The following is a 13,119-nucleotide window of genomic DNA, read 5'->3' on the forward strand; positions in this document are numbered from 1 at the left end:
GCGTGTCGCAACTGCGATGACGCTTCGTACAAAAAAAAGCACTTGTCCTACAATACCAAGTTGGTAATAAGTCAGACAACAGACCGACAAGCAGGGTTTCCGCCCTCGACGTGACGGCAAGACATTGATGGGGAGGATCGTTCATGGTTCCGTTTCGTACGCGCATGCTGATTGGCGGATCGCTGGTCGTGATCGCGAGCATCGCGATGCCTGCCGCCACGCCGGCGTTCGCGCAGACTGCCCCTTCGCCCGTCCCGCCGCCGGTTCCCGCACAGACCTCCCCCGACCAGCAGCGTGGCACGCTGAATGCCGATCAGGCCGCCGCGCAGGGCGTTTCGAACGACGACATCGTCGTGACCGGCGTTCGCGAGAGCCTGCGGTCCGCGCAGGCGATCAAGCGGAAGTCCGACCAGATCGTCGACTCGGTTAACGCGCAGGATATCGGCAAGCTTCCCGACGCGAACACGGTCGAGGCGTTGCAGCGGATCACCGGCGTCCAAATCCAGCGCCGCTACGGCGAAGGCGCGACCGATTTCGATCACCGCACGCAGCCGGCGATCACCGTCCGCGGCCTGACGCAGGTCAGCAATTTCATCGATGGTCGCGCGGCGATCTCCGCATCGGGCGGTCGCACGCTCGACCTCGAAGCGGTGCCGCCCGAATTGCTGTCGGGCATCGACGTGTTCAAGAACCCGCCCTCGTCGACGATCGAGGGTGACGTCGCGGGTGTCGTCAACATCCGCACGCGACTGCCGTTCGATTCGCCGGGCCAGTTGGTCAGCGCCACGCTGAAGGGCAATTATTACGACCGCGCGGACAAGTTCGGCGGGTCGGGGTCGGCGCTGTATAGCAACCGCTTCCAGACGGGCGTCGGCGAGATGGGCATCCTGCTCAACGCCAGTTACGCAAAGAGCGCCTATCGGCAGGACGCGTTGCTGATCGGCCAGTTCGGCCCCGTCCCGAAGACCAGCAATATTCCCGGCGCCCCCGCCAATGCGCAGGTGCCGTTCGGCGAGCAGATCTACGACGATGGCGGCAACCGCAATCGACTGGGCATTGCCGGCGCGTTCCAGTGGCAGGCCGCGCCCAACTTCCTGTTGACGGCGCAGGCGCTCTACTCGCGGTACAAGTTCGCCCGTCAGGGCAAATACTATTACTTCAACAACAACGGTAATACGGCAACGACGCCGACCGACGGCGCGGCGTTCACGTTCGATTCCGCCGGCTATGCGACGTCGGGTTCGTTGTCGAACCAGGTGTTCGAATCGGCGCGGTACGATCAGGATCTGACGAACACGACGGGCAACTATACGCTGAATGCGAAGTGGGATGTCACCGACCGGCTGCACATGAAGTTCGATGCGCAGTATCTGAAGTCTTCCTATGATGCCGATCGCAACGGGTTCGTCGTGTCGCTGTATGACCAGACCGGGCAGACCCCGTATTCGGCCAAGAACCAGAGCATCGTCGACTTCGATCTGCGCGGATCTCGTCCGGTGTGGAACGTGCGGAACCCCGGCCTGCTGGCGGATCCGAACAACTATGCCTTCACCTATATCGCGGATTCGATCACGCGGAACGATGCCGACCAGCTCGCGCTGCAATACGACCTCGAATATGACGTCGAGGGCAGCGTGCTGCAAAAGCTGCGCGTTGGTGCGCGGTATGCCGACAGCACCGTCGATCTGCGTGGCACGTGGAATGCCTATTGCCTGCTGCCGACCGGTCCAAACCCAAGCTGCTCGTCAGCTGCTGGCATTCCCTTCGTTCCGGTTTCTGCGCACCCCGAATTGACGATGGGCGGGCCTTCGAAAAACTTCTTCGATGGCAAGACGCTGCCGGGCGGGATCGTCTATCCGAGCTTTGCCCCGGGCAGCGGATTGTTCGACAGCATCACCAAGACCGAAGCGCTGTTCGGCGGCACGTCGAAGACCGCGTTCACCCCGGGCGACCTCAATCACCAGACCGAGCGCAGCGTCGCCGGGTACGTGATGGCGGACTACGAGACCGCGATCGCCGGGCTCAAGATCGACGGCACGGCAGGTGTGCGTGTGGTGCAGACCAAGACCGGATCGCAGGGGACGGTCTTCAACAGCGACGGGACGCTCGCGCCGCTCGAAGTGAACCGCCAATACACCAAGGCGCTGCCGAGCTTCAATTTGCGCGCGCATCTGACCGAGAAGCTGCAGGCGCGTTTCGCCTTCAGCAAATCGTTCGCGCGGCCGAATTTCGATCAGCTGTCGACCAACGTCACGCTTAACGCCGCAACGGTTGTGAGCCCGATCACGGGCCGACCCAGCGGTGGCTCGGGCAATCCGTATCTGAAGCCGATCACCTCGACCAATTTCGACGGCACGCTCGAATGGTATTTCGCGCCGACCGGCTCGTTCACGTTCGGGGCGTTCTACAAGAAGGTCGACGGGTTCCTCGCGGGCGGCACGGTCGTCCAGACGTTCAACGGCACCGCCTACGACATCGGCACGACGGTCAACACGGGCAAGGGTAACATCAAGGGCTTCGAGACCGCCTATCAGCAGTTCTTCGACTTCCTGCCGGGCGCGTTGAAGGGCCTCGGAATCCAGGCCAACTACACCTTCGTCGACAGCAGCGTTTCGAACCCGTTCGCAACCACCGGCTCGGCGATCCCGACGCAGGTGCCGCTCGAGAAGCTCTCGAAGCACAGCTACAATCTGGTCGGTTTGTACGAGAAGGGGCCGATCACCGCGCGTCTGGCGTGGAGCTGGCGCGGCAAGTATCTTGACACGACGTCGGGCAGCGGCGCGAACGGCATACCGCAGTTCCAGAAGCCCTATGCTTCGCTCGACAGCTCGATCAGCTACAACATCAACGAACATTTCGCCTTCTCGGTGGATGCAGTGAACCTGACCAATCGGATGAACGTGACGTACATCGGCACGACCAGCCAACCGCTGCAATACACGCTCAACGATCGCCGCTTCGGCTTCTCGTTGCGCGCCACCTACTGACCTTCCCGTCCCCCTCTGCCGGCGTGGCGTTCCCCTGCCACGCCGGTATTTTTTCGGATAAGAACCCGGTCATGACGATCCAGCAAAGGACCGCGGACCACAATGTGTCGGTCCAGTATATCGGTGACGAGCGCGAACCCGTGGTCGTCGTCGATCGCGCCTTCGGAAGCGTCGATGCGCTGGTCGACTATGCCGCGACACGCTCGACATTCGCGGGCGCGGCGTCGGTCGGTATCGGCTATCCGGGGCTGCTCGGGCCAGCGCCCGCCGACTATATCGATCGGATGGTCCGCCTCGTACTGCCGTTGATTGCGGATTATTTCGGGGTCGGCGCTGTGATGCCGGTGCGCGCGCGCGGCAATTTCTCGCTCGTGACGACCGATCCGACCGCGCTGACGCCGGATCAGCGCGTGCCGCATGTCGACGCGGTCGACCGGCTTCAGTTCGCGACGGTACATTATCTATGCGGCGAACGGCACGGCGGTACGGGCTTCTTTCGCCACCGCGCCACCGGGTTCGAAACCGTCGATGCGGCGCGGGCGGCGGGCTATCAGGCCGCGCTCGACCGCGAGATGGCCGACCCGGCTAACCTCCCGACCGGCTATCCAGGCGCGATCGACGATCCGTTGTTCGCGCGGATCCACGACGTCGCGGCGAGGCCAGACCGACTGATCCTATACCGGGCCGCGCTGCTGCATTCGGGGCTGATCGATACGGTCGATGCCGCCGCGGCGGATCCGCGACGCGGGCGCCTCACCGGCAATCTCTTTCTCACGGGCCGGATCGCGGCATGAGCGACCGGGCGCTGCGCAGCATCGCGATCATCGGTGGCGGTACCGCGGGATGGATGGCGGCGGCGGCGTTGGCGCGGGTGCTCGGCACGCACAATGTCGCGATCACGCTGGTCGAATCCGAGGAGATCGGCACGGTCGGGGTCGGCGAGGCGACGATCCCGCCGATCCAGGCGTTCAACGCGTTGCTCGGGATCGACGAGGATGCCTTCGTTAAGGCGACGATGGGCAGCTTCAAGCTCGGGATCGAGTTCGTCGACTGGCTGCGGCCGGGCACGCGCTATTTCCATCCGTTCGGCGTCTACGGCACCGATATCGGCGCGGTCCCGTTCGAGGGATTGTGGCACCGGCTTCGCACGCAAGGCCTGGCCGATCCGCTGGAGGCCTACTCGATCTGCGCACAGGCGGCGAAGGACGGGCGGTTCATGCGGCCGCTGGCCGATGGCGGGAACACGCCGCTGCACCGGATCGGCTATGCCTTCCACTTCGATGCGTCGCTGTATGCGCGGTTTCTCCGCACGCATGCCGAAGCGGCCGGCGTCGTGCGGCGCGAAGGGCGCGTGGTCGACGTCGCGCTCAGGGCCGCCGATGGGTTTGTCGAAGCGGTCACGTTGGCGTCGGGCGCGCGGATCGAGGCGGACCTGTTCGTCGACTGCTCGGGGTTTCGATCGTTGCTGTTGGGCGAGACGCTCGGCACCGGCTTCGAAGACTGGTCGCACTGGCTGCCCAACGATCGCGCGATCGCCGTGCCGACCGTTTCGAACGGGCCGCCGACGCCGTTCACCCGGTCGACCGCACGCGCCGCGGGCTGGCAGTGGCGGATCCCGCTGCAACACCGCACCGGCAATGGCTATGTGTTCTCCAGCGCTCATCTGTCGGAGGACGAGGCGACCGCGACGTTGCTCGCCAACCTCGACGGCGAACCGCTTGCGGATCCGCGGACGCTGCGGTTTCGCACCGGGCGGCGCGATGCATTCTGGGTCAGGAACTGCGTCGGGCTCGGCCTGTCGAGCGGGTTTCTCGAGCCGCTCGAATCGACCAGCATTCATCTGATCCAGGCGGGGATCGCGCGGTTGCTGGAGATGCTGCCGAACCGCGATTTCGAGGCGGCCGACATCCGCCGCTACAACCGGCTGATGACCGCGGAATATGACAGCATCCGCGACTTCATCATCCTCCATTTCCATGCGACCGAGCGTGCCGACACGCCCTACTGGGATCACGTCCGGACGATGGCGGTCCCCGAGACGCTCGCCGAGCGTATCCGGATCTACCAGGCGACCGGACGCGTGTTCCGCGAGTCCGACGACCTGTTCAGCAAGACGAGCTGGCTGGCGGTGATGGACGGGCAGGGGCTTCGCGCCGAGGGGTTCGATCCGCTCGCGGCAAGCCTGTCGGTCGACGACGCACGAACCCGGCTGGCGCGGATCGCCGCGGTGACGGCGGCGGCGGCGGCGCGGATGCCGCCACACGCAGAATTTATCGCGCGTCATTGCGCCGGCGCGATTGCGTCGCGGACGTAAACCGATAATGTCCGACAAATAAGGTGCGAATGCATCATACAGGAGGAACGGGTGAAGGTTTCGAGCATAGTGATCGGCGCGAGCATGCTGGCGTTGACCGCCGGTGTCGCCGCGCAGGATGCGCCGCGGGTCCAGCCGGTGCAGATCGATCCGGCGCGTCCCGACTGGGAAAACCCCGCGGTCTTCGCGCGCAACAAGATGCCCGCGTCCGCCACCAGCTTTCCGTTCGAGACGCGTGCGGCGGCGATGGCGGGCGATCCCGCCAAATCCGCGCGGTTCCTGAGCCTCGACGGACTGTGGAAGTTTGCGCTGTCGCCATCGTCGGATGCCGTGCCTGCCGGGTTCGAACAACCGACCTACGACGTGTCGCGCTGGGTCGATATCAAGGTACCGGCGGACTGGCAGGCCGAGGGCCATGATCAGGCGCGGTATTTCAACATCACCTATCCGTTTCCGGCCAATCGCCCGCTGATCCCGCATGCGACCAACCCGGTCGGGTCGTACCGGCGCGACGTGACGCTGCCCGCGGGCTGGACGGGGCAGGACGTGATCCTCCACATTGGCGCGGCGGGTTCGGCGTACGACGTGTGGGTGAACGGCAAGAAGGTCGGCTATTCGGAGGATTCGAAGCTGCCGAGCGAGTTCGACGTCACGAAATTCATGACCGCGGGCCGCAACGTCGTAGCGATCCAGATCCATCGCTGGTCCGACGGGTCCTATCTGGAGGATCAGGATTTCTGGCGCGTGTCGGGGATCGAGCGCGAAGTCTACCTGATGGCGGCGCCCAAGGCGCGCATCCGCGACCTGTTCGTCCATGCCGGGCTCGATGCGGCGTACCGCGACGGCGTGCTGTCGACCGAGATCGCGGTCACGCCCGCGACGACCGCACTGACCGCGCGCATGACGCTGATGGACGGCAATCGCACGCTGCTGACGAAGGCCGTGCGGGTCGCGCCGGGGACGGCGGAACGGACCGTGACGCTCGGTGGCACGATACCGGGCGTAAAGCCGTGGTCGGCGGAGACGCCCAACCTCTATACGCTGCTGGTCGAACTGGTCGGAGCCGACGGCAAGGTCGTCCAGGCGACGCCGCAGCGGATCGGTTTCCGCACGGTCGAGATGAAGAACGGGTTGGTCAGCGTCAACGGCAAGCCGATCATCATTCGCGGCGTCAACCGCCACGAGCACGACCCCGAGACGTTCCACGTCATCTCCGACGCGTCGATGCGCCGCGACATCGAACTGATGAAGCGCAACAACATCAATGCGGTGCGGACGTCGCATTATCCGAACGATCCCCGCTGGTACGCGCTGGCCGACGAATACGGCCTGTACGTGATGGACGAGGCCAATATCGAGAGCCACGCGTACATGGATTACGCGAACAAGCATCCCGAACAGCGCGCCGCGATGCAGGTCGGGTTCGACCCTGCCTGGAAGGACGCGCATGTCAGCCGCGTCGTCAATATGGTCGAGCGCGACAAGAACCATCCCTCGATCATCTTCTGGTCGATGGGGAACGAGGCCGGGATCGGGCCCAACTTCGCCGCCGCCGCGACCGCGGCGAAGACCCGCGATCCGGGCCGGCTGATCAGCTATCTCGGCTGGGGCACGTGGGACGGGGTCAGCGACCACCGTCCCAACTGGTACGCCGACATCTATGCGCCGATGTACGACAGCGCCGAGAAGATGGCCGACTACGCGACCAACTGGAACTTCAAACAGCCGATGATCCAGTGCGAATACGGGCACATGATGGGCAATTCGGGCGGCGATCTCGCCGAATATTGGGACACGATCTACGCGCATCCCGACAAGTTGCAGGGCGGGTTCGTGTGGGACTGGGTCGACCAGTCGATGTATCGCCATACCAAGGATGGCCGCCGCTACTGGGGCGACGGCAGCGAATATGGCCCGAACCCCGGCGGGGAGATCGAGTTCGGCGACGGCCTGCTCCAGTCCGATCGCACGCCCAATCCGGCACTTTACGAGATCGACAAGGTGTACGCACCGATCCGGTTCGAGGCGTTCGACGCAGCAACTGGGACGGTCACGGTCCGCAACAGGCATGACTTCCGCGACCTGTCGGGCTTTGCGTTCGACTGGGAGGTCGAGGAGGACGGCGTACCGATCGCGCACGGTGCGCTGCCGCCGATGACCACCGCCGCGCATGCCACGCAGGCGGTGACGCTGCCGCTCGGGACTATCGTGCGCAAGCCGGGCTCGGAATATTTCGTGGCGGTGCGAGCGACGGCGAAGGCCGATGCGGTCCCGCTCGTGCCGGCCGGGCATGTGGTGAGCTGGGAGCAGTTTCCGATGGGCGGTGCGGTCGCGGTTGCCGCTGCACCGGCCGGAGGCTCCGACGTCGGGGTGAAGGACGCAGGCGGCGCGATCACGCTGTCGGCGGGGAGCGCCACGCTCGCGATCGACCGGAAAACCGGCCTCGTCCGCAGCTACGCGCGCGACGGCGTTCTGCTAGCGAGCGGTGGCGCGCCGCATTTCTGGCGCGCGGTGACCGACAACGACATCGGCATCGGTACCGACAAGCAGCTGGCGGTCTGGAAGACGATGAGCGAGACGCGGACGGTGCGCAGCGTCACCCGCGGCAAGGCTGCGGATGGTGCCGCCACGGTGCGGATCGAGTACGGCCTGGGCGACGGCGCGGCCGGGTTCGTGACGACCTATGCGATGGCGCGCGATGGCAGCGTGTCGGTCGAGGGTCAGCTCACCCCACTCAAGACCGACCTGCCGCCGCCGTTCCGCGTCGGGCTGGCGTTCGCGATGCCGACCGACATCAAGACCGTCGAATGGTATGGCCGCGGCCCGCACGAGAGCTATGTCGACCGCAAGACCTCGGCGCCGATCGGGCTGTGGCGCGGCGCGATCGCGGCGCAGAACCACGACTATATCCGGCCGCAGGAGACCGGCAACAAGGTCGACGTCCGCTGGATGGAGTTGAGCGGCGCCGGGCGCGGGCTTCGCGTCAGCGGCGAGACGCCGTTGATGATCAACGCGCTCGCCTTCCCCTATGCCGATCTCGACCGTCACGTGCCGGGGACGTGGAAGAGCACCGACGTCGTCCCGCACGGTCAGGTGACGCTGCTGATCGATGGCGCGCAATGGGGTGTCGGCGGCGATACGCAGTGGAGCGAGGTCGGCAAGCCGCTGCCCAAATACCGCGTGCCGCTGGCGCCGACCCGCGTCGCCTTCCGCCTTGCGCCGTTTGCCGGCGAAGGCACGACGCCCGCCAAGGCGCGCCCCGCCACCGCGACTTCTGAGGAATAGGTGAGGACCAGGATGGAGCCGACCCGGCGCAGCCTGATCGTCGGCGGGGTCGCAACGTTAGCGGCGGCATCGGTTCCCGTATTGGCACGCCCCCCGGTCCACGCGTTCACACCGGGGGCGCTCTGGCCGGACAACCGCGGCGTCCATATCAACGCGCATGGCGGCGGACTGCTGCGGCAGGGCGATCGCTGGTACTGGTTCGGCGAGCACAAGACGGCGGGCGAGGGCGGCAACGTCGCGCAGGTCGGCGTTCACGTCTATAGCTCGGCGAACCTCTACGACTGGCGCGACGAAGGCATCGCGCTGGCGGTCGCGGACGATCCGAAGAGCGATATCGTCCGCGGCTGCGTGATCGAGCGGCCCAAGGTGTTGCGCGATCCGGTGTCGGGGCGGTTCGTCATGTGGTTCCACCTCGAATTGAAGGGGCAAGGCTATGCCGCCGCGCGCGCCGGCGTTGCGGTCGCCGACCGGGTAACCGGGCCGTACCGCTTCCTGCAATCGGGCCGCGTCGATCCGGGGCAGTGGCCGGTCAACGTGACCGACGCGGACAAGGCGGACACCGACAGCCATCTCGTCCGCGACCGGCCGGGCGGGCAGATGGCGCGCGACATGACGCTGTTCGTCGACGCCGAGGGCACCGCGTGGCACGTCTATGCGTCGGAGGAAAACCGCACCCTGCAGGCGGCGCGGCTGCGACCCGACCTGACCGCGCATGACGGGCGGTATTGGCGGTTGCTGCCCGGCGGCGCGAACGAGGCACCGGCGATCTTTCGTGCGCGGGGGCGCTACTACATGATCACCTCCGGGCTGACCGGTTGGGCACCAAATCCCGCCCGGTCGTTCGTCGCCGACCGGATCGAGGGACCGTGGACCTCGCTCGGCAACCCGGTGCGCGGCACGCCCGAGCAGGTCGCCACGACCTTCGGCGGGCAAAGCACCTTCGTCCTGCCACTCCCCGACAAGACCGGGCGCGAGCGATTCGTGTTCATGGCGGATATCTGGCGTCCGAAGAACGCGATCGACGGCCGCTATGTCTGGCTGCCGATCGAGTGGGACGGCGACCGGCCGATCCTGCGCTGGCGCGATCGCTGGACACTGGAGGATTTATGATCCGCATCGCTCTGCTCGCCGCGGCCGCGCTGCTCGTCGCAGCCGATGCGCCGCCGCCGCGCTGGGACACGGCCAGCGACCGCAATCCCTTGTTGCCCGGCTATTTCGCGGATCCCTCGATCGTCCACGACAAGGGCCGCTGGTACATCTTCGCGACGATCGACCCGTGGGGCGACGACCGCCTCGCGCTCTGGACCTCGACCAACGGACGTGACTGGACTTTCTCGACCCCCGCCTGGCCGACCAAGGCCGCCGCAACAAGCCCGAGTTCGGGGGACTCCAAGGTCTGGGCGCCGTCGGTGGTGAAGACGCGCGACGGCCGCTGGTTCATGTACGTCTCGGCCGGCAGCGAGGTCTGGGTCGGTACCGCGCCGTCGCCCGCCGGGCCGTGGCGCGACGCGCATGGCGGCAAGCCGCTGATCGCGAAGGCGTTCGACCCCCGGTACCATATGATCGATGCCGAGGCGTTCATCGACGACGACGGCCAGGCCTATCTCTATTGGGGATCGGGGTGGAACTGGACCAACGGGCATTGCTTCGTCGTCAAGCTCAAGCCCGACATGGTGACGTTCGACGGCACGCCAAAGGACGTGACGCCGGCGCATTATTTCGAAGCCCCGTTCATGGTGCGCGCGGGGAAGCGTTATTCGCTGACCTATAGCGACGGGAAGACGACGGAGGACACGTACAAGGTGCGGTACGCGATCGGCGATACGCCGTTCGGACCGTTCCGCGAGGCCGCCAACAGCCCGATCCTGTCGACCGATCGCGCGCGCGACGTGATCAGTCCGGGGCATCATGCGATCTTCCGGTCGGGCGGGGAGGCGTACATCCTGTATCACCGCCAGGGCCTGCCGTTCCCGCCGCCGGGCGACGCGGTGCTGCGCCAGGTCGCGGTCGATCCGCTGACGATCCATGACGACGGGACGATCGCGACCGTCGTGCCGAGCCACGGCGGGATCGTCGAGGGTTTCGCCGCGGACCGCGACGCGGGGCTGCACTGGACCACGCGCGGCGAGGGGGCAGATGCGCTGCATGGTCCGGCGCGTGCGGCGGACGACAATTACGCGACGCTGTGGCGACCCAAGCCGGGTGCTCCCGCGACGCTGGTCGCCGATCTCGGGTCGGCGCGGACGGTGCGCGAGAGCCTGGTGCGGATGGAATATCCGATCCGTCGCTACGCGCTATCGATCGAGGCCTCCGCCGATGGCCGGACCTGGCGCCGCGTGGCGCAGACGACGGCGAGCGGATCGCCGATCGTGCTCCACCACGCCGCACCGACCCGCTATCTGCGGTTGACCGTGCCAACCGGTGCGGGCGTCTGGGAGTGGACGATCCGATGACGAGATACCGGCCGTTGGCGCTGGTTCTCGCGCTCGCGTTGCCCGCACTCGCATCGAGCGCGCCCCTCGCCACATCACAGCCAGCGACGCTGCGGATGCCCGATATGCCGCTCCACGATCCGTGGATCGTCGCGGACCGGGCTACGCGGACCTACCATCTCTATACGCGTAATGAGCCGAAGATGTCGGGCGACCTGCGGATCGGCATCATGGCCTATACCAGCCGCAACCTGCGCGACTGGTCGCGGCCGCGTATCGTGTCGTTGATCCCGCCCGGCGGCTGGGCGAACGATGGCGCGTGGGCGCCCGAGGTGCATCGGTGGCGCGGACGCTGGTATATGTTCGCGACCTACCACAACGAGTCGGCTGCGCTGAAGGTGCAGGGCGTGCGCAAGCTGCATCGCCGCGGCACGACGCTGGCGGTGGCGGACCGGCTCGACGGCCCGTTCCTGCCGGTTCGTGATGGCGCGCCGATCGTCGACCGCGAGACGATGACGCTCGACGGCACGCTGTACGTCGATCCGGCGAAACGCCCGTGGCTGGTCTACGCGCATGAGTGGGTCCAGACCGGCGACGGCACGATCGAGGCGATCCCGCTCGACGACCGGCTCACGGCGAACGGTCCGGCGCGCGTCCTGTTTCGGGCCTCCACGGCGCCTTGGGCGGACGGCAAGCCGCAGGAAGAGGGCGACGTGATCCGCGTGACGGACGGCCCCGAACTGTTCCGCACGCGCACCGGGCGCCTGTTGATGCTGTGGTCGAGCTACGACCGCACCGGCTATGTCCAGGGGCTCGCACGATCGCGCAGCGGGACGCTTGCGGGTCCGTGGCAGCAGCTCGATCCGCTGGTCCGGCGCGACAGCGGCCACGGGATGCTGTTCCGTCGGTTCGACGGGACGCTGATGATGGTGCTGCACCGCCCGTTCAAGAACGCGCGGGGCAAGCTCTACGTCATGCGCGACACCGGGGACCGCGTGGCGATCGTCCGCGAGGCGGCCGATCTCGATGGCGAGACCGATCCCACGCACCGCTAAGCCGGTCTCCGTTAAAGGGCCAAAAGGCGTTACGTTGACGGAATAGATCTCGGATGTATTTGCGATGCGCCTACCGCTCGACCGCGTGCCGTTCCCGCAGCGTACGGTCGATCTGCCAACCGAATGCGACACCTATAACGACGAACAACACCGTCTGCGTGGCGATCGACGCGATCCGGAATTGCCACAGCAGACTCGCGGGGAACGTCGCAGGGACCTCGTCGATCGTCGGCAGGAGCAATTGCAGCGCTGCGACCAGCGCGACATAGCCGACCACACCGCCTAGGATGGCATCGATTGCGGACGATCGCCCGCTCAGGCGCCGCCGTATCCAGACGCCCGCGACTGCGGCCAGGACCGAAAAGCCGAGCATCCCGAAATAGACGACGGTTCTCAGCCTGACGGTCTCGTGAAGACCCACCGCGGGCGGCGTCGGCGGATATTTGATCGCGGGCACGAGGACGATCACGACGACCGTCGCGAGCGCGAGCAGCAGCGATAGGCTGCGTGGTCCGATCTGCACGACGCGACCGTAGAGAACCGCGAAGACGATCGCGAACAGGCCGCCGAGCGCGGTCCCGTACATCAGCATCGCGGTGTAGAGCCCTGCGGTCTTCTGAATCGTTCGGCTGACGAGTTCCTCGTCCATGCCTGGCATGGCGTGTGCGGCGTGGGCCGCTTCGAAGGCTATCGCGGCGTCGATCTTGGGTTCGGCGAACACGAGCGCGAAGGTCGCGGCGATCAGCGCGCCGAGGATGCCCGACAGCATCCCGCGCCACAGCATGTGTTTCATCATGGTCTGGCGCCCCGGCTCAGTGGCAGGGGAAGCCCAGCAGATGACGTCCGTCATGGACGTATTCGTGCACGTACATGCCCTGGAACAGCGCAAACGCGCCCTGTTCGGTGCTGACGAAATACAGCATGATCAGCGCGATGACGGCGCCGAGCACCGCCCACGGCGCGATCTCGTCGAGCGGAATGCCGGGGGTCGTCCCGATTGCGATATACGGGTCCTGCGGGGAAAGCGCGCGTGCGGCCATGATCAG

9 protein-coding genes are annotated in these 13,119 nt (G+C 66.3%); 7 read left to right on the forward strand and 2 right to left on the reverse strand.

The window, feature by feature from the left end:
• Positions 1–143 precede the first annotated feature (143 nt).
• From ASF09_RS06060 to ASF09_RS06090, 7 genes are all read left to right on the forward strand, one after another.
• Positions 144–2,987: a TonB-dependent receptor gene (locus ASF09_RS06060; protein ID WP_060525375.1), complete on the forward strand. Its 2,844-nt coding sequence runs from the start codon at positions 144–146 to the stop codon at positions 2,985–2,987.
• A 71-nt stretch (positions 2,988–3,058) separates the two neighbouring features.
• Positions 3,059–3,781 carry a DUF6445 family protein gene (locus ASF09_RS06065; RefSeq protein ID WP_060525376.1) on the forward strand — a complete coding sequence of 241 codons (723 nt, stop codon included), beginning with the start codon at positions 3,059–3,061 and terminating at the stop codon, positions 3,779–3,781.
• The gene (locus ASF09_RS06070) at positions 3,778–5,301 is read left to right on the forward strand and encodes a tryptophan halogenase family protein (protein ID WP_060525377.1); all 1,524 of its coding nucleotides are present in this window, start codon (positions 3,778–3,780) and stop codon (positions 5,299–5,301) included. Before ASF09_RS06065 ends, ASF09_RS06070 begins: the two co-directional genes overlap by 4 nt.
• Positions 5,302–5,385: 84 nt before the next feature.
• Positions 5,386–8,586, forward strand: a complete 3,201-nt coding sequence (locus ASF09_RS06075; RefSeq protein ID WP_060525695.1) for a glycoside hydrolase family 2 TIM barrel-domain containing protein — start codon at positions 5,386–5,388, stop codon at positions 8,584–8,586.
• The gene (locus ASF09_RS06080) at positions 8,587–9,696 is read left to right on the forward strand and encodes a glycoside hydrolase family 43 protein (RefSeq protein ID WP_200912534.1); all 1,110 of its coding nucleotides are present in this window, start codon (positions 8,587–8,589) and stop codon (positions 9,694–9,696) included. It begins immediately after the preceding gene.
• Complete coding sequence (locus ASF09_RS06085; protein WP_060525379.1) at positions 9,693–11,039, forward strand: family 43 glycosylhydrolase; 1,347 nt, start codon at positions 9,693–9,695, stop codon at positions 11,037–11,039. Before ASF09_RS06080 ends, ASF09_RS06085 begins: the two co-directional genes overlap by 4 nt.
• The gene (locus ASF09_RS06090; protein WP_060525380.1) at positions 11,036–12,073 is read left to right on the forward strand and encodes a glycoside hydrolase family 43 protein; all 1,038 of its coding nucleotides are present in this window, start codon (positions 11,036–11,038) and stop codon (positions 12,071–12,073) included. The genes ASF09_RS06085 and ASF09_RS06090 overlap by 4 nt, the downstream gene beginning before the upstream one ends.
• 70 nt (positions 12,074–12,143) lie before the next feature.
• Here ASF09_RS06090 and ASF09_RS06095 read toward each other — a convergent pair whose 3' ends face one another.
• Both ASF09_RS06095 and ASF09_RS06100 read right to left on the reverse strand, forming a co-directional pair.
• Positions 12,144–12,869, reverse strand: a complete 726-nt coding sequence (locus tag ASF09_RS06095) for a CbtA family protein (protein ID WP_060525381.1) — start codon at positions 12,867–12,869, stop codon at positions 12,144–12,146.
• Positions 12,870–12,885: 16 nt separating this feature from the next.
• Positions 12,886–13,113, reverse strand: a complete 228-nt coding sequence (locus ASF09_RS06100) for a CbtB domain-containing protein (RefSeq protein WP_056049342.1) — start codon at positions 13,111–13,113, stop codon at positions 12,886–12,888.
• Positions 13,114–13,119 lie beyond the last annotated feature (6 nt).

The organism is Sphingomonas sp. Leaf242, assembly GCF_001422045.1.
Lineage (GTDB): Bacteria > Pseudomonadota > Alphaproteobacteria > Sphingomonadales > Sphingomonadaceae > Sphingomonas.

Coding starts and splice junctions, on each gene's coding strand:
- ASF09_RS06060 (WP_060525375.1), top strand. CDS start 144: ATGGTTCCGTTTCGTACGCGCATGCTGATTGGCGGATCGCTGGTCGTG.
- ASF09_RS06065 (WP_060525376.1), top strand. CDS start 3,059: ATGACGATCCAGCAAAGGACCGCGGACCACAATGTGTCGGTCCAGTAT.
- ASF09_RS06070 (WP_060525377.1), top strand. CDS start 3,778: ATGAGCGACCGGGCGCTGCGCAGCATCGCGATCATCGGTGGCGGTACC.
- ASF09_RS06075 (WP_060525695.1), top strand. CDS start 5,386: ATGCTGGCGTTGACCGCCGGTGTCGCCGCGCAGGATGCGCCGCGGGTC.
- ASF09_RS06085 (WP_060525379.1), top strand. CDS start 9,693: ATGATCCGCATCGCTCTGCTCGCCGCGGCCGCGCTGCTCGTCGCAGCC.
- ASF09_RS06090 (WP_060525380.1), top strand. CDS start 11,036: ATGACGAGATACCGGCCGTTGGCGCTGGTTCTCGCGCTCGCGTTGCCC.
- ASF09_RS06095 (WP_060525381.1), bottom strand. CDS start 12,869: ATGATGAAACACATGCTGTGGCGCGGGATGCTGTCGGGCATCCTCGGC.
- ASF09_RS06100 (WP_056049342.1), bottom strand. CDS start 13,113: ATGGCCGCACGCGCGCTTTCCCCGCAGGACCCGTATATCGCAATCGGG.